This window comes from Paramuribaculum intestinale, from assembly GCF_030759015.1.
In the GTDB taxonomy this organism is placed as follows: Bacteria; Bacteroidota; Bacteroidia; order Bacteroidales; family Muribaculaceae; genus Paramuribaculum; species Paramuribaculum intestinale.
This window is the reverse complement of sequence record NZ_CP098825.1, coordinates 1,221,641-1,239,700: the sequence shown is the minus strand read 5'-3', so window position 1 is coordinate 1,239,700 and position 18,060 is coordinate 1,221,641. Positions and strand designations below refer to the sequence as shown.

13 protein-coding genes are annotated in these 18,060 nt (G+C 49.7%); 8 read left to right on the top strand and 5 right to left on the bottom strand.

The window, feature by feature from the left end:
* The first annotated feature begins 36 nt into the window (after window positions 1-36).
* Window positions 37-615 (top strand): superoxide dismutase, encoded by a 579-nt coding sequence (locus tag NF347_RS05530; RefSeq protein ID WP_202613057.1) that lies wholly within the window; start codon window positions 37-39, stop codon window positions 613-615.
* A gap of 177 nt (window positions 616-792) precedes the next feature.
* Here NF347_RS05530 and NF347_RS05525 read toward each other — a convergent pair whose 3' ends face one another.
* Window positions 793-1,503 (bottom strand): ABC transporter ATP-binding protein, encoded by a 711-nt coding sequence (locus NF347_RS05525; RefSeq protein WP_107034750.1) that lies wholly within the window; start codon window positions 1,501-1,503, stop codon window positions 793-795.
* 51 nt (window positions 1,504-1,554) lie between these two features.
* Window positions 1,555-3,819 carry an FtsX-like permease family protein gene (locus NF347_RS05520; RefSeq protein WP_161553792.1) on the bottom strand — a complete coding sequence of 755 codons (2,265 nt, stop codon included), beginning with the start codon at window positions 3,817-3,819 and terminating at the stop codon, window positions 1,555-1,557.
* Window positions 3,820-4,111: 292 nt separating this feature from the next.
* Here NF347_RS05520 and NF347_RS05515 point away from each other — a divergent pair, with 292 nt between their 5' ends.
* Both NF347_RS05515 and NF347_RS05510 read left to right on the top strand, forming a co-directional pair.
* Window positions 4,112-5,446 (top strand): sigma-54-dependent transcriptional regulator, encoded by a 1,335-nt coding sequence (locus NF347_RS05515; protein ID WP_107034748.1) that lies wholly within the window; start codon window positions 4,112-4,114, stop codon window positions 5,444-5,446.
* Complete coding sequence (locus NF347_RS05510; RefSeq protein ID WP_161553791.1) at window positions 5,443-6,717, top strand: sensor histidine kinase; 1,275 nt, start codon at window positions 5,443-5,445, stop codon at window positions 6,715-6,717. The genes NF347_RS05515 and NF347_RS05510 overlap by 4 nt, the downstream gene beginning before the upstream one ends.
* Here the strand turns inward: NF347_RS05510 and NF347_RS05505 are convergent.
* Window positions 6,666-7,682 (bottom strand): glycosyltransferase family 2 protein, encoded by a 1,017-nt coding sequence (locus tag NF347_RS05505; RefSeq protein ID WP_161553790.1) that lies wholly within the window; start codon window positions 7,680-7,682, stop codon window positions 6,666-6,668. The genes NF347_RS05510 and NF347_RS05505 overlap by 52 nt on opposite strands.
* A 523-nt stretch (window positions 7,683-8,205) precedes the next feature.
* Here NF347_RS05505 and NF347_RS05500 point away from each other — a divergent pair.
* From NF347_RS05500 to NF347_RS05485, 4 genes are all read left to right on the top strand, one after another.
* Window positions 8,206-8,631, top strand: a complete 426-nt coding sequence (locus tag NF347_RS05500; RefSeq protein WP_306254332.1) for a hypothetical protein — start codon at window positions 8,206-8,208, stop codon at window positions 8,629-8,631.
* Between the two features lie 63 nt (window positions 8,632-8,694).
* Window positions 8,695-9,828, top strand: coding sequence for an efflux RND transporter periplasmic adaptor subunit (locus NF347_RS05495; RefSeq protein WP_107034745.1), 1,134 nt, complete (start codon window positions 8,695-8,697; stop codon window positions 9,826-9,828).
* A gap of 12 nt (window positions 9,829-9,840) precedes the next feature.
* Complete coding sequence (locus tag NF347_RS05490) at window positions 9,841-12,930, top strand: efflux RND transporter permease subunit (RefSeq protein ID WP_107034744.1); 3,090 nt, start codon at window positions 9,841-9,843, stop codon at window positions 12,928-12,930.
* Window positions 12,927-14,117: a TolC family protein gene (locus tag NF347_RS05485; RefSeq protein ID WP_107034743.1), complete on the top strand. Its 1,191-nt coding sequence runs from the start codon at window positions 12,927-12,929 to the stop codon at window positions 14,115-14,117. The genes NF347_RS05490 and NF347_RS05485 overlap by 4 nt, the downstream gene beginning before the upstream one ends.
* 107 nt (window positions 14,118-14,224) lie before the next feature.
* Here the strand turns inward: NF347_RS05485 and NF347_RS05480 are convergent, their stop codons facing one another.
* Together NF347_RS05480 and NF347_RS05475 are read right to left on the bottom strand one after the other, a co-directional pair.
* Window positions 14,225-15,028: a hypothetical protein gene (locus tag NF347_RS05480; protein WP_107034742.1), complete on the bottom strand. Its 804-nt coding sequence runs from the start codon at window positions 15,026-15,028 to the stop codon at window positions 14,225-14,227.
* A 4-nt stretch (window positions 15,029-15,032) separates the two neighbouring features.
* Window positions 15,033-17,225, bottom strand: a complete 2,193-nt coding sequence (locus NF347_RS05475) for a RelA/SpoT family protein (protein WP_274946034.1) — start codon at window positions 17,223-17,225, stop codon at window positions 15,033-15,035.
* 202 nt (window positions 17,226-17,427) lie between these two features.
* Between NF347_RS05475 and NF347_RS05470 the strand changes: the two genes are divergently transcribed.
* Entirely contained in the window at window positions 17,428-17,985 is a 558-nt protein-coding gene (locus NF347_RS05470; RefSeq protein WP_107034740.1) for an IS1096 element passenger TnpR family protein, read from the top strand.
* The last annotated feature ends 75 nt before the right edge of the window (window positions 17,986-18,060 follow it).

Genomic DNA, 18,060 nt, shown 5'->3' with positions numbered 1-18,060 from the left:
TGACAAAACCAAACCGTTAAACTCACAGCGATGAAAATGCCTACATACATTCAGCCAAAACTACCATACGCTCCCGACGAACTGGCACCGGCTATTTCGCAGGAAACAGTCGATTTTCATTATGGGAAACACGAAAAGGCCTATATTGACAATCTTAACCGTCTGATAGAAGGAACCGAATATGCCGACATGCAACTTGAGGACATAATCCGCAGCGCCAGCGGTTCGCTTTTCAATAATGCTTCCCAGGCGTGGAATCATATATTCTACTTCTTCACCTTTTCGCCTGATGGCGGCGGTGAGCCCGAAGGAGATCTTCGCAAAGCTATCGACAGTCAGTTCGGATCATTTGAGAAATTCAAAGAGGATTTTGTGGGAGCCGGTGTTTCGCTTTTCGGTTCGGGCTGGGTATGGCTGTCTAAGGACAATGATGGAAAACTGTTCATAACACAGTCATCCAATGCCGACAATCCTCTCACCGACGGTCTGACTCCGTTGCTCGCATTTGATGTGTGGGAACATGCATATTACCTTGATTATCAAAACCGGCGTGGCGACGCCCTCAATGCTCTGTGGAGCATCATAGACTGGGACGTCGTCAGCTCGCGTTACTGACACACAATACAACAAGCACAAGACAAAGCATAATGTGATGAATGGAAGGGGAGGTACCTGTGAAGGCGCCTCTCTTTTTTATGTCATGGAAATATCTCCAGAGGGGTGTGTACACAATGTGCGGCGGTCTGGCAGTAGTGGATGCCAGGTCGCCGCGCATTCAGTCATTGTGCCCGGTCACATCTCGTGTCTGTCGTCGTTGACAGTATCTCGTTCCGCCGTTTCGTCGGTCACGACCGATCCGTCAAACAGGTTGATTGTCCGTCGGGCGTATGATGCATCGCGCTGGGAGTGGGTCACCATAACTATCGTGGTGCCCTCGCGATTGAGCGAAGTGAGCAGCTCCATCACTTCCCGTCCGTTGGATGAGTCGAGGTTGCCGGTCGGCTCGTCGGCAAGAAGTATCACCGGATCGCCGACAATGGCTCTTGCGATAGCCACACGCTGTTGTTGTCCGCCCGACAGCTGTTGCGGATAGTGACGCGAGCGATGCGACAGATTGAGCCGTTGCAGCAGGTTGTCGACCTTTATGCGTCGCTCCTTTTTGGGTACTCCGAGATATGTGAGCGGGAGTTCGATGTTTTCGGCCACTGTCAGCTCGTCGATAAGGTTGAAGCTCTGGAATACGAATCCTATGCGCCCTTTGCGCTGTGATGTGCGCTGGCTCTCTTTGAGCGAGCCCATTTCTATGCCGTCGAGCAGGTAATTGCCCGATGTCGGATTGTCGAGCAGTCCGATGATGTTCAGTAGGGTTGATTTGCCGCATCCCGAAGGCCCCATTATAGCCACGAAGTCGCCTTTGGCTATGTCGAGATTCACATTGTTGAGAGCCTGAGTTTCCACATCCGATGTGCGGAACACTTTGTTGAGTTGTTTGATCTGTATCATGAGTGTCTGTTGTATTCAGTTATGTTTCGTTCAAAACAAATGTTGAGCCGATTATTCCGAACGCAGAGATTTTGACGGGTTTTCGTTGGCTGTACGCAGTGTCATGCCGGTTGATGCCAGAGCGATCAAAATAAGAATAATGATACCCGACAATAGATACATCGCTGTTATCGACGGAGCCTGCACGCTGAATTGTTCGAGCCAATAGCGGCCGATGAGCCATGCGGCCACCGAACCGAATATCACTGCCGGTATGGCTACTGTCATTACTGAACGGCATATCATCTCTATGACCTCGGCTGTAGAGGCGCCGTTGACTTTACGAATTGCGATCTCACGGCTGCGACGGTGCATCTCGTCGCGCATATAGCCGAAGAGCCCGATCATGCTGATAAAAAGTAATATGATAGCTCCGGTCATTATCATGGTGCGGAACACTTCCACGCTATGATACGTCTGCCGGTATTGAGTGCCGAGGCTGACGCAGCTGAAATTCGATGCTCCCTCCATGAGTTCTTTCTCATCGGCCATAAGGCTTGCATAGCTTTGTCCGAACGGTTCCTTGAGTTTCAGGAAAAAACGCTGACTCCATCCGTTGTCTTCGGTCATGGCCATGTAAGGTTGTTGTTCCTGATACAAAGTGCCGGTTATGAAATCTTTTATTATTCCGCACACAGTTACGTTCTGGTCGGATATCCTGAACTGTCGGCCTACGGCATCATTATCCTTCCACCCCATCAGTCTGGCAAACTCCTGATTGATCACGGCTTCCGAGCCGTCGGTGGCCTCCGGATATCTGCCATGCAGGAGTCTGAAGCCCATGAGTTCGGCAAAATCTTTGTTATTCCAATTGTCATAGCGCGAAGAAAACAGTGGGGATCCGTGGTCATCGCGTACAAACTCGCCGCTATATCCATATCCCGGAGGCATGCTGCCTATTGCCACCTGATCTACGTATGGAAGCGAAGCATAAACTTTCATCAAAGCCTCACGATGTTCTTTGCCGTCGTTGGAGCGGGTGATGCACACCACATTATCAGGTTCATATCCCGGATCGAGATCCATTATATAGTGATATTGGGCTATGACCATGGCCAACAGGCCGCCCATGAGCGACATTCCGGCAAATTCCACGAAAAGCAGAGAGTGTTTCCATCGGTGTTTTTTCTCTACAAAACGTCGGAAAACCTGACTGACAGGTATCTTGCTGAATACTACCGACGGTATAAGTGCAGCGATGCCGAATGTGAGCACTACGACTCCGGCAACCACCCAAAGACGGTCGGCCGAAATATAGGCGGCGAAATTGTCGTAGATGCTTTCTTGTGCAAACCGGCGTGCCACATAGAAGCAGAAGGCTGCAAAAACAAGCCCGACAGCGATTATGATCAATGTTTCTATGGCAAACATTGCGAATATCGTGCCTCGGCCGGCGCCGGAACACTTGTGCACGCCTATGGCTTTGGCGCGGCGGCTCAGAGCCGACAGCGACAGCAGCACGTAGTTGAGAGCGGTCACGATCAGAATAAGGGTGGCGAGAAGCGACAGAGTCCAGGTCGACATTCTGACAGACTCCTGCCCCCGGTACACATCGCGCAGAGGTATGGCGGCCGCTTTTAGCGAGAAATCATCAGTTGGTGGCACATTGGCTTCGATCACCTCCATTATTTTACGGTTTAGGGCTTCAGGGTCAGTTCCATCCTTAACCAGAATGTAATCAAACCATGAATCCCCGCCTTTCCATCCAAGGCCGCCCCAGTGGTTCTCCAGCAAGGTCGAAAGTGACACAATGAAGTCAGTGTTGATGGTGCTCTCTTCACCCCAGTCGCGATACACTCCGCTGACCTGAATCGGAATATCATCCCAGCCCGTCAGCATTCGTCCGACAGGTGATTCGTCGCCAAAGTATTTTCTGGCCATACGGTCGCTTATGTACATTTTGCCCGGCTGTGCGAGCCCATTATGGTCGCCATCTATGATTTCGACTCCGAATGTTTTGAAAAACAGTGAGTCGGCCACCATTACTATGCCTGGAAGAATTTCATTGTCTCGTGATATGTTGTTGCCGAAAAAGCGTCGTGTCATCACAGCCGCCTCAACCATATCTTCTCCGAGGGCACTGTAGACTCCTTCAGTGAGTTTTCCGACACACATTTCCTGCCATGACAACTCGTTGCCTCCGATCTTAAACTGCATGTTTAGCTGATATATGCGTCCGTAATCATTGAAGCAAGTGTCAATAAGATTGTCGTAAGCCACTCTCGCGAACAGGAAGCAGCTCATTGCGAGTCCAAGCCCGATTGACAGTATTTTCACGAGTGTGGATCCCCGTGAGTGCAAGAGGGTGCGGATCGCGAAATTAATTTTTTGCATTGTAGTGATTTTTTATGGTTGGTTTTGACGTATAATGATGCATTTATTGTGCCAAAAATGCAAAGTGTTGATAATTAGCATCAATTGTTCGATAGTCAGAAGTCAGATTGTTCGATATTTTTACACTGCTGTAAAATTAATTGACACGGATGCGGCCACACTCTTTATTGTATGGCCGTCAGTGAGGCGTATGCGGCATAGTATCGCAACAAAAAAATACCTACTTTTGCATCAAATGAAGAATGACAGTCATATACTCGTGGCCGACGACAACCGTGGTGTGCTTGAAGCGTTGGAATTGTTGCTCAGGCGACACTTCAGGCAGGTCACGCTTATTCGTAATCCGGCGGTGATAATGTCGGCTGTGGCTGACGGGCGTCCGGATGTGGTGTTGCTCGACATGAACTTTACGTCAGCGTTCAATAATGGCAATGAAGGACTATACTGGCTCGAAAGACTACGGGCAACCTATCCGCAGCTTCCGGTTGTGCTGATGACCGCATTCGCTGACATTCCTTTGGCTATCAAAGGCATCAAGGCAGGAGCTGCAGATTTCATACAGAAACCGTGGGATAACGACCGCATAGTGGAGATATTGATCGCCGCGGCCTCAAAGGTCAGAAAACATCGTGATGTTTCATGCAGTCCGGTCATGTACTGGGGAGAATCCGATGAAATGTCGAGGCTTAAAGATCTTGTCGGGAAAGTGGCTGCTACCGATGCCACAGTGCTTATAACAGGCGAAAACGGTACCGGAAAGGAACTGCTTGCCGAGGAGATTCATCGCTTGTCAGGGAGAGCAGAGCGTCCGATGCTTAAGGTCGACATGGGAGCTGTCAGCGAAACTCTCTTTGAGAGCGAGCTGTTCGGACATCGAAAAGGAGCGTTTACCGGCGCGGTTTCTGATCGCAAGGGCAAGTTGGCAGAGGCTTCGGGCAGCTCTCTGTTTATGGATGAGATCGGAAATATGCCGCTGCATCTGCAGGCCAAATTGCTGTCGGCTTTGCAAAACCGCCAGTTGACCGCGCTTGGATCCAATCATCCGGTATCGTTTGACATCAGGCTTATATGTGCCACTAATCGCAATATCGACGCCATGGTGGCTGATGGAGCGTTCAGAGAGGATCTGTTATATAGAATCAACACCATACGTCTGCATCTTCCACCGTTGCGGCAGCGAAAAGACGACATTCTGGTGCTTGCCCGACGCTTTGCGGCAGAGTTCGGAACGCGATACCGCGGATGCGAAATGTCTCTCAGCGATAGTGCGGCAAACCGTCTTGTAGGCTATCATTGGCCCGGAAATATCAGAGAACTACGTCATGCTGTGGAGAAGGCCGTGATAATATCCGGATCATCCGACACGCTTTCGGCTTCTGATTTCGAGCTGTCGACTGTGGCTTCTGTGAGCCCGGAGATACCTAAGGCTGCAATGACTATAGAGGAGATGGAGCGACAGATGATCAGTGAGGCCATTGACGCATGCAAAGGCAATCTCAGTGCGGCAGCACAGCAGCTCGGCATCACCCGACAGACACTCTACAACAAAATGCGACGCTACGCTCTATGAAAAAATTGTGGATCTCCATTGCGCTCTTGGTGATTGCTTCGGGGCTGGCCGGAGCCCTGCTTAAATCGGGAGAGTGGATTTTCGGTCTGATATCTATGGCTTTCGTGGCATGGGCAACACGTAATGTATTCGTTAAGACGACGCGTGAGAGAAGAGCTGTAGGCCTGCTGCTTGATGCTTTGCGCAATGACGATTATTCGCGACGTATTACCGGTCTGTCGGAAGAAACGGCCCTGCAGCTCTATGATATCGCTGGTATTCTGAGAAAATTAAAGAAAAACGCAGTAGAACAGGAACTTGTCCACTCTACAATATTGCGTCATATCAGCTCGGGCGTGATCCTGGTGGATAGTCGGGGATATGTCTTGATGGCCAATGACAAGGCATTGGAAATATTGGGTGTCAGTGTACTGACACATATCGATCGTCTGCAGGAGTGTGCGCCGGATATCGCCAGGAGCATAATCGAAATGCCTTCAGGAGGGGAGTGCCGTAAGGATATCGGTGATGGCTGTTCGGGTCGCAGAGTGCTGCATATCCACGCCCGCGTGCTTGAAGTCGCCGAAAAGACATTGACAACGATTGTTATTACTGACATAAGCCGGGAGATAGAGCGCAACGAAACTGAGTCGTGGATCAGGCTGACAAGGATGTTGGTGCATGAAATCAACAATTCGCTTACTCCCATAGTGTCCATAGCTGATATGCTGAAAGAAGAAAGCGATTCGGATGAAGCCGTGAGAGGCTTATCGGCTATAAGTCGTATATGCGGTGATATAAAGGAGTTTGTCAACGGTGTTAGATCTTTTTCGCATATCGCGGAGCCGAGCATGAGGCTCGTGGAGATCAGACCGCTTCTTGAAGATATATTGCAGTCGTGTCAAGGCGCTGGTAATGCTGACGTGTCAATAGTGTGCGACGGCAGTGTGATGGCCTGGACCGATCCGGCATTGTTGGGGCGCGCAGTCGGCAATGTCGTTCTTAATGCCTTTCAGGTGATGGAAACAGTCGTGACTCCACGATTATATATCCGAGTACGGGTTTCGGCTGATGAGAATGTGGTCATAGATGTGTCAAATAACGGCCCGAGAATATCCGATGCCGTAGCTAATGATATTTTTGTACCGTTCTTTACCACCCGTAGCGACGGGCAGGGGATCGGTCTGGCTTTGAGCCGGCGCATCATGATAGCTCTTGGCGGAAATCTGTCGTTCGTACCCTATTCGGCGTCCGATAGTGATTTGACTACTTTCCGTTTCGAAATCCGGTGATATAGCTTTGCCGCGACCCATGAGATCCCCTTGAAGCGCATGGCAGCCATTATCAACCGATATTTGGCTGACGGTCTGAACGGCAGATAATCAGCAAGGGAGCGTAGGGGAGTCACACGGTCAGTCAGATGGCCGTGGATTATCTGGGCGGCAAGAAAATCCATGATGTTGCGATAATAGAGACGCATATCGCCGTCGGCTACAGCATATTTCAGATGGAGTCGTCTGGTCAGTCTAACCGTACCGATATAGAAGTCAAATGTCTTCGAAAAAGATTCCTCTGAGCTGACTGATTTGTGCCCAACACTGTACAACAACGTTTTATCTGGCAGATAGGCTACAGCCATGCGCGATGCCATGGCGGCAATGATCTGTAGATCCTCACATGTATTATCGCTATGTCTGAACAGTTGCGGATCTTTTAGGTATTCGGCCATCATGGCGTCACGCCGCCACAATGCCGTCGATAGATGTGGGTATGGTCTTAACTCTCTGTTGAGAAGTGGCATCAAAATCTTTCCCTTTTCAAAGACTATTGTTTTCTCACTGTTATGCCGATAGGAGATTGTCTGTCCGTTGATGATGTCGTTAAACTCCCATGCCGTGTGTACCAGCCCCACATGGCTGTTCTGTTCCAAAAAATCAAACTGTTTCTGCAATTTGTACGGATCACTCCAGCTGTCGTCGCCCGCACAGTCGGCCAGGTATCGGCCTGTGCAATTCAGCATAGTGTCGAAGTAGTTGTCGATCAGCCCCTTGTTCCTTCGGTTGCAATATAGTCGTATTCTGTCAGGATAGTCTGTCTGATATTTTCGGCATATCTCAGCTGTCGCATCATTTGAGCCATCTTCACCGATCACTATTTCTATTTGTCCGTTGAAGCGCTGGGCGACAATCGATTCCAGGCATCGGGCTATTGTGGATTCCTGATTATAGGTCACTACGATGACTGAAATATCTGGCATATCTTTGGATATGGATTCCGGTGTTGATATTACCGATATCGGGTTCTCTGTGATTGGCATTACAAGATGAAATTTGGTGGCCTGTATCAGCAGACCCTATGATGCTCGTATTAGCAGATTGTTTTATGTTTGTATTATCAGACCTGCATATTATGACAACGCGAATTTAGTCACTTTATTGGCACAGCCAATTACATATCATAGCTTTTTCTTTATGAGACCAAGTCCATAGGTTTTATCTGTCTTATATGTCTTATATGTCCGATTAGCTCTATATAGTATATTTCCGGAGAGTTTGGAGCAGAGGATTCCCTTTATGTCCTATCCTTTGCCGCGCAATTTTACATAATAGCGGTTATGGGCAAAAAGTATATAGTCGTGAAAATGGGTATCCTACCATGTCATCAGTCAGAATCGTAAAAGTCGTTAATGATGGATATTCAGATATTCAAAACCCTGATATTTTGAAAATAAAGATACATTACGTAACTTTGCGAAAAGAACCAGATCACGATTATATTGCATGCAGTCAGCCATATTATCATCAACAATAGCAACGGTCATAAACCGTTCAGCCATGCGGTTTATGACCGTATTGGCCGTTTCGGTTATGTTGATGTTGTGCGGCTGTCTGCAGTTTCATCATCATGATAATGACGGGCATCTTTGCATGCATGTCGCTGCGTCAGATCATCATGCTGACAAAAATGACATCGGATCCGAACCCGATGAATGTTCGCTGCATCTGCCGTCGGTTACCGACCAAAAACGTATAGAACACTGTGTGTCAGTGCAGCAGTTTGATATCCTGTCGGATCTTTGTCCCGCTTATGGCTGGTGTCCGATCCTTTTGTTTGCAGTCACCAAGCTAAAGACCGAATATCAATATCCCGTATTATCCGATAAACCATTCAGATACATTAGTTTCAGAGCACCACCGTGTGCATGATATTTCTGTCATAGAAAATATCTACACGTTAAATAAAGTTCTAACTATACATCTGAAACAAATATGAATCGGAATATCAGTATTATACTCCCCTGCTTTGTCGCGGCCTTTTCAGTCATGTCGTGCGGGGAACACCACCATGCGGAATCAAAAGAGGAAGCACATCTCGATCATGATCACGGTGAGGAAATCGTGATACATCATGAAGAAGCCGAACGGTTCGGAATCAAGACTACAACTATTGCTCCGGCTGAATTCCATAGCATCATTCCAGCAAGTGGTTCAATAGAATACGCACCTGAAAGCAACATCATGATAAGCAGTCCTGTCGCCGGACGACTTACATTTGCAAGCCGTATTTCGGTGGGTTCGTCAATCAGCGCAGGCCAGCTTATAGCCGATATACGGCCTGAAGGCGTAAGTGGAGGCAATGTCGATGCCGCAGCCAAGGCTCGTATGGATGCCGCCCGCCGCGAATTGGATAGAATCACTCCTCTGTATGCCGACGGCATCGTCACAGCACGCGATCTGAATGCCGCACGTCAGGCCTATCAAGAGGCTCAGGCGGCCTATTCGTCGACTGCGGCATCAGGCAGAGTCACATCGCCGATCGCCGGCATTGTCGCCGCATTGCCGGCTAATAACAATGAGATCGTAGGCGTCGGTACGCCAATAGCCATAGTTGTACGGCAGGGACGCTTGACCTTAAGAATCGAGGTTGCTGAAAAGTACTACCCTGCTCTTGCCGGAGTGACTTCATGCAACATTCTTACTCCCGGATCCGACCGATGGATTGCGCTCAGCGAGCTCGATGGCCGCAAAGAGGGCGTAGTTTCAGGCAACGCCACTGAATCAAGACAGGGATATGTGACAGTCATATTTTCTTTTGTCAACGACGGTTCTGTCAGCCCAGGTGCATTCGCCGAAGTCAATATGTTGTCACAGCCAATACCTGACGTTATTTCTATCCCGGCTGAGGCTGTAACCGAACAGCAGGGACAGACATTCGCTTATCGTCGCATAGACGATCACGGATATGAAAAAGTGCCAGTAACGTGCGGAATGACCGATGGCCGGATGATAGAGATTAAAAGCGGACTGAAGCCCGGCGATGAAGTCGTGACCGAAGGCACTGTGTTCGTCAAACTTGCTGAAACCAAGGGGAATGCTCCTGAAGGACATTCTCATAATCATTGATTTTTTGACGATATGCTAAACAAGATATTAAGGATATCGCTCTCCAACAGAGCGATCACACTCATTATATCCGGGCTGTTGCTCATCTGGGGTTGTCTGACCATGCTTCGCACCGATGTCGATATTTTCCCCGATCTCAATGCGCCCACGGTGGTAGTGATGACTGAAGCTCCTGGAATGGCGCCTGAAGAGGTGGAAAAAACAGTTACATTCCCTATTGAAACGGCGCTTAACGGAGCTACCGGAGTCAGACGGGTGCGCTCTTCGTCATCTACAGGATTCTCAATCGTATGGGTGGAGTTTGACTGGGATTCCGATGTCTACAAATGCCGCCAGACTGTAGGCGAAAAACTGTCGTCTGTGGCATCCGGGCTTCCCGCGTCGGTCGGAGCGCCGACCCTTGGTCCGCAGTCGTCAATACTCGGCGAAATGCTGATTATCGGCCTGACAAGCGATTCCACATCGATGATGCAACTCCGGTCGATTGCCGACAGGATCATAACTCCTCGCCTGCTTTCGCTCGAAGGCGTTTCGCAGGTGTCTGTGATAGGCGGTGACGTCAAGGAATACCAGATTTTGCTCTCTCCCGAAAGAATGAGACACCACGGCGTGAGTCTTGACAACGTCATGGAGGCAGTGGAATCTTTCAACGACAATGCTTCGGGAGGCATCCTTTACGATTATGGCAACGAATACCTGATCAAGGGTGATATCACGACTGTCAGGGCTGAGGAAATAGAGCTTGCGGCAGTGGCAACGTCGTCGGGAAAACATGTGACTATCGCCGATATTGCCGAAGTGAAGCTCGGACCGCAGACACCACGGCTCGGAGCCGCATCGGTCAATGCTGAACCGGCTGTGCTTATCACAGTCACCAAGCAGCCGCATCAAGGCTCCAAGGAGTTGACAAATAATATCATATCGGCTCTTGACGATATCACTGCCACACTTCCCGCCGACATCCACGTGTCGACCGACATATTCAGGCAGAGCGATTTCATCGATGCATCTATATCCAATCTGCAGACCTCACTGTTCGAAGGCGCGGTTTTTGTCATCGTGGTGTTGTTTTTCTTTCTTATGAATCTGCGCACGACATTGATTTCGCTTGTAGCGCTTCCACTTTCCATCATTGTCACACTGCTTATTCTTGGCAAGTTGGGATTTACGATCAACACCATGAGCCTCGGAGGCATTGCGATCGCAATCGGATCGCTTGTGGACGATGCCATAGTGGATGTGGAGAATGTATATCGACGGCTTAAATCCAACCACCTGATGCCCCCTTCGTCACGCCAGCCGGTGATCAGCATCGTCTACGAAGCATCGCGAGAAGTGCGTCTACCAATCCTCAACTCATCACTGATCATCATAGCAAGCTTCCTGCCGCTATTTTTTCTTTCAGGTATAGAGGGCCGCATGCTTAAACCGCTCGGCATATCGTTTATAGTGGCTCTGACAGCATCCACGATCGTGGCGCTCACAGTCACCCCCGTTCTCTGCAGCTATCTGCTTGGCTCGGAGAGAGCGGCTAAGGCACTCGACAAAGATCCGTGGCTGACACGGAAGATACGTGCCGTCTATGCCGGTCTGCTCGACTGGGCTATGCGCCGTCAGCGCATTGTGTTGGTTACCACTGCCCTGCTCTTTATGGTCGCAGCCGGAATATTCTTCACGCTTGGTCGCAGCTTCCTGCCTCCGTTCAATGAAGGATCGCTGACGATCAACATCAGTGCGCTTCCCGGCATATCTCTTGAGGAGAGCGACAAGGTCGGACGTGAGGCCGAACGCATCATTCTTTCCACACCGGAGATCATCACCACCGCCCGAAAAACCGGCCGTGCCGAACTCGACGAGCATTCATTCGGCGCCAACGTTTCGGAGATTGAAGCGCCATATCGTCTTGACGGACGATCGCGACGTGAAATGGTCAACGAACTCCGCCATAACCTGTCGGCTTTGCCCGGTGTCAATATCGAAATCGGACAGCCCATAAGTCATCGCATCGACGCGATGCTTTCAGGCACAGAAGCACAGATAGCCATCAAGATCTTTGGCGACAACCTTGAGACTCTGCATCATCTGTCGCTTCAGATCGGCGAAAATATAAAGCAGATCCCGGGTGTGGTGGATGTAAATGTCGAACAAGCCACCGGACGCCCGCAGATTGATATCAGGCCGCGACGTATCATGATGGCCAAGTATGGGGTCACCAATCAGGCACTGGCCAAAGCCATCAACGTCATGATTGCCGGACAGCCCGTATCGCAGGTATATGAGGGCAATATGCCCTATGATGTGACTGTAAAAGCTTCCGACAGAGCCCGCTCTACTATCGACAATATGTCGGAAATAACCGTAGAGAGCGATCAGGGCCCGATACCCTTGAGCTACGTCGCCGAGATTGTTTCCACGACCGGTCCAAATACAGTCAACCGCGAGAATGTCAGCCGCCGGACTGTTGTTTCGGCCAACGTCGACGGGCGCGATCTTCGCAGCGTCATCAATGATATCAGGAGCAGCATCGATGCAGATGTCACACTTCCTGAAGGCTATCACATCGCTTACGGCGGACAGTTTGAAAGCGAGGCATCAGCTTCGCGCACTCTTCTGTTGGCTTCAGCCGCCGCTCTGTTGGTGATCCTGTTGCTGCTATATCAGGAATATAAGAACTTCAGGCAGCCGCTTATCATCATGATCAATATGCCGCTGGCCATGATAGGTGGTATTCTTATACTTCGTGTCACATCCGGCGAAATCAATATTCCGGCCATTATCGGCTTTATAGCACTGCTCGGCATAGCCACCCGCAACGGAATGCTTCTTATATCGCGCTATAACACTCTCAAAGCCGAAGGAGAAGGATTGTCAGAACGTATCCGCCATGGATCGGTCGACCGTCTTAATCCTATCATCATGACGGCACTGACATCGGCGCTCGCACTCATTCCTCTTGCTGTAAGAGGATCAGAGCCGGGCAATGAGATACAATCCCCTATGGCTATAGTGATTCTCGGCGGACTGCTGACGTCCACTTTCCTCAACCTTGTTGTTGTACCGGTCATTTACAGAATTTCAGAAACATATAATCAACGGAAATGAAATCGATACTATTGTTTTTGGCTATTATATCGCCAGTCGCAGCGTCGGCGCAGACTGCATTGGATTTCAACCGTGAGGCCTATATAATGGCTTCCGGCAGCTATTCGCTTGCAGTCGATTCGCTGTCGCTTGCTGTCGACATGGAGGATCTCAAAAGTTCCAACAATCTGCAGGATCCTGAAATAGAGATAGGATACCTGTGGGGTGAGAAACCAACCGGCAATAAATGGAATGTCAGCGTAAGTCAAGGATTCGACTGGCCCGGAGCCTACTCGGCCAGAGCCAAGGGTATCAAGGCTGCGCAGGAAGTCATAGGGCTTACCCGCCGGGCAGGGCTGCTTTCAAGAATGCTTGAAGTCAAACAGGCCATGATCGACGTTGTTTATTCAGCTAAAAATATGATGCTTACGCGTCAGATGACCGATACGATAGCTTCAATGTGTGCTATATCCCGCAAGGCTATGGAAGGTGGCGAGATCACCCGGCTCGACATGAATATGATGGAAATCGTGCGTATAGGCATGGAGGAGGAACTCCGCACCGCCGTGGCGGAGTTCGACGACAAGGTTGCCGCACTGACAGTGCTGAATAACGGGCACGACTGCTCTACTCTGGTTGAGCGTCTGACTGATTATCCCGACGAAATGATACTTCCGTTGGAGTCATATCAGCGTCAGATCACCGAAAATGACCCGATGATTAAGGCAGGGCGCAAGCAGATGAAAGTTGACGAAAAAATGGTCAAAGCCAGTCAGATGATGTCATATCCGGGGGTCTCTGTGGGATATACGTATGAAAACGAAGGCGATGAACGATGGCATGGAGTCACTTTCGGACTGACATTGCCTATCTTCTCCAACCGGCATGCGACATCCAAAAGCCGACTGACAGCCATGCAGAATCGCCTGAAGGCCGAAACCGCTCTTAACGAGGCGACAGTCATGATTGAGAACGATCGTCGCAAAGCACTCGATCTATATCGCAATTACACGAAGTATGATAAAGTGATAAACGGCGATGACAATATCGCACTGCTCAGGAAGGCGTATCGTGCAGGACAGATGACCTGCATAGAATACCTTACGGAAGTCAAGTTCTTTCTTGAGGCACGGCGCACTTTCCTTCAGACAGAGTATCTTTATCACCTTGCCCTCGCACGCCTCAACCGTTATTCGATGACGTTCTGATTCCCGCTCAGTGTTCCTGAGGATTCCACCATGATTTCTCAAACTATAATGCAGCAGCGCCCGGTGTCGTCTGATATCACCGGGCGCTGTTGTTTTAATGGATCAGATCACTCTTTCTCTCTGAATGTGCGAGCCATCTGGCTGCGTGCCACGTCGAGCTGGCGTTCCAGACGAGTCTTCTCAAGCTGCGCCTTATGAAGGCGTCCCACTATCACCGATGCCTTGTGCACGCTTCCAAGAGCCTCGGCTTGATCTTTAGGAAGAGTCATGGTGTGATTTTTCTTTTCGCCGAAAAATGTGGCCTTGATCTCGTCGCCGGTATGCCTTTCGGCAAATACGCCGAGAGTGTCGCATTCCGAAGGCATAAAATTGATGATCTCTACTCCGCGGCTTCTGTCGTTGCGTTCGCCGTCGTGTGCTACACGTGCCGACATCACTTCATCATCGCCCGATTTAAGGCCTACGGCCGTGCTCTCTGTGCCTTTGGGACAACTCGATACAACAGTATATATACCGTCGGCACTCATTCTCGCATAAAGTCCCGGTTTTTCGGCCGGCACCTTCCCTTTAAGGGCTTTGGTCGTGTAGTATCCCTCAAAAGAATCTTCTACAAAAGCCATGACATCCTTGACGGCATCGGCCTCGATGGTGAGCTGTACAATCATGCTGTCGGCCGTCGACAGCTCTTTGAGCGTTAACATTTCCATTATGCGAGGGCGAAGGCTCATGGCGTCGCGGCGCACCTCTACCTCCGCGGCATAACGTGAGTCGACCGAATCAAGCAGTGCAAGTGCACCGGGATAATCGCCCGATACCGCCATTGACTCGGCCTGCGAAAGCAGTTCACGGGCAGCCTTTGAATTATCCGAACAGCCCGACAATATCATTATCGAGAGGCTTCCGGCAAGCATACTTTTACAAAATGCGTTCAACATCTTTTACTCCTTTTACAGTTTTGATTTTTTTGATCAGATTGCCTAATGTGGCTATGTCGGACACGCCAACTGTCATTGTGCCTTTGAACAGACCGTCATGTGAATCAATGGCGATGCTGCGCAGACTCGTGTCCTTCTCTTTGTTGATAATTGATGAAATGTTGGTCACGATGCCGATATCGTCGTGTCCTACGACATGGAGCGTACATGCAAACTGATGCCCGTTTTTGCCCGACCATCTCACCGGTATCACCCTGTAGGGATAACGCAGTCGGATGTTCGACGCGTTCGGACAATCCTCCCGGTGGATCTTTATGACACCCTCTGACGAAACAAAGCCAAACACCTTGTCGCCATATATGGGATTGCAGCATTTCGACATACGATAGTTGACCCCTTTTATATTGTCGCCGATCACCAGCACATCGTTGGCCTGCGAATCGTCATCGGTAGGCTGTTGCAATGAGAATTCCTCGGCCGATCGCACCTCTGCCGCGACTTCCTGATGACTGTCTATGTTTTCCAGACAGGTCATCACTGTTGCAGGATCGATAGCCTCCTCGGCAATACTGCAGTAAAAGTCGGTAGCTGTTTTGAAACCAAGCTTCTTGATCACTTTCGTGATTGTCGCGTCGTCGGCTTCCACCTTTCGGTTCTTGAAACGGCGCTGCAATATCTCTTTACCGAGTTCGGCCGATCTCTGCCGGCGTTCGTTAAGGCTCTGGCGTATCTTGTTTCTGGCCTTCGAAGTGACCACAAAGTTGAGCCAGTCGGCCTTCGGGGTCTGATTGCTTGAGGTTATGATCTCTACCGTGTCGCCGCTGCGCAGCTTATGGTTTATGCGACATGTGCGGCCATTGATTTTTGCCCCTGTGCAGGTGCATCCTATTTTCGAGTGGATATTGAATGCGAAGTCGAGCACTGTGGCGCCGAGAGGCAGCTGGAACAGATCGCCTCTCGGAGTGAACACAAACACCTCTTCCTGATAAAGATCCATCTTGAAATCCTTCATCAGTTCCAACGGTCCGCCCTGAGGATTTTCCATCGCCTCCCTCACCTGGTTCATCCACGCATCAAGATTGTTTTCGCTCTTGATACCCTTGTATTTCCAGTGCGCGGCCACACCCTTTTCGGCTATTTCGTCCATCCGGCGTGATCTTATCTGCACTTCCACCCAGCGGCCGCCGGGACCCATCACTGTGATATGCAGCGATTCATAGCCGTTGCTTTTAGGTATGCTTAGCCAGTCCTTCAACCGGGCTGGATTGGGCTGATACATGTCGGTGATAATGGAATAAACAAGCCAGCACTCGCTGCGCTCACGCTCCGGAGCCACATCCAGTATCACACGTATGGCGAAAAGGTCGTAGATATGTTCCAGATCATTGTGCTGTTTCTGTATCTTGTTCCATATCGACGATATGGACTTTGTGCGGCCCTTGATGTCAAATTTCAGTCCCTGACGCTCGAGAGCCTCCTTTACAGGCGCTATGAACGAGTCGATATATGCGTCGCGGCTCGCTTTCGTTTCATTTAGCTTGCGGGCTATACGTGTGTATATGTCGCGATTGGAGTACTTTAGCGACATATCCTCAAGCTCGCTCTTCATCTTGTAAAGTCCGAGTCGGTGTGCGAGCGGCGCATAAAGATATCTGGCCTCCGACGCCACTGTCATCACCTTCTCTGTGTCGGGATGATGATTGATCGAGCGCATCACCACCGTGCGTTCGGCGATCATTATGATTATCACCCTGATATCCTCGGCAAAAGTGAGCAACAATTTTCCGAAATTGGAATTGTCAACAGCCGTTCTGCGCGAGTAAAGTTCCGACACCTTGTTAAGTCCGTGCAGCAGTCGTGCTACATCACTACCCCACTGCCTGACTATTTCATCTTCTGTAAGATGACCGGCGCTATAGAGAGGAGAGAGTATCACGGCGAGCGACATCACACGGTCGGGACTCAAACCTTCGCACAGCAAAATGGCTGTATCAAGGCTATGGATTATCTCATTGAGGCCGAATTCATCCGTAAAGTCTGTGCCTGAGGCGACTGCGCGTTGATATGCCTCGCGGAGGCTGCGATAGTCTTGCGGAGCCGACACGTTTCCCGACAGCCGTAGGAAACATCCGGCTCTCTCCAAAAGTTGCCGGCCGAAGTCTGATGCCGGCAAATCTCGAGTATCGGGTGTGATTTGTGTCAACATAGTTCTGGCGCATTTGTTAAATTGCAAATTTAATACAAAATTTAATACGATGCCCAAGGTGGTGTAAAAAATATGTTTTTTATCACCTCAATGCGAAAATCACGATTTTTATAGTAAATTTGCAGCACAATATTCAATATCAATAGCGACAACCAAACAACATTACTCCATGATATTCACATTCCGGTTAGTATCCGACGAAGTCGACAACTTCAAGCGTGAGATCAGCATCGATTCCGATGCCACTTTTCTTGACTTGCGTAATGCTATCTGTGATTCGGTCAATTACGACAAGGGACAGATGAATTCGTTCTTTCTGTGTGATGACAATTGGGAGAAAGGCAAGGAGATAACTCTGGAGGATATGGGTGCCGACTCGGCCGACGATGTCTACCTTATGGAAGAAACGCCGCTCTCGGATTTTCTCGACGACGAAGGGCAGCGGCTCATATTCGTGTTCGATTATCTTACCGACCGTTGTTTCTTCATGGAGCTGAAGAAAACGCAGCCGGGACGTTCGCTCAAAGATCCGGTGTGCTCTCTCGCTTTCGGAAATCCCCCCGCACAGTTCGTAAACCTTGATGAATTCGAGGCACGCATTGACGAAAAGGCTGAGAAAACAGCTGCAGCCGATCCTGATCTTGATGAGAGTTTCTATGGATCTGACGAATACAACGACGACGAATTCGACGCCTCGGGATTTGACGAGGTCAATCCATACGAATAAGAACAATTCCTATTCCGGGGTTAATAGAGAAATACATCATTCGAGCCGGGCATGACATCCTGTCGCTGCCCGGCT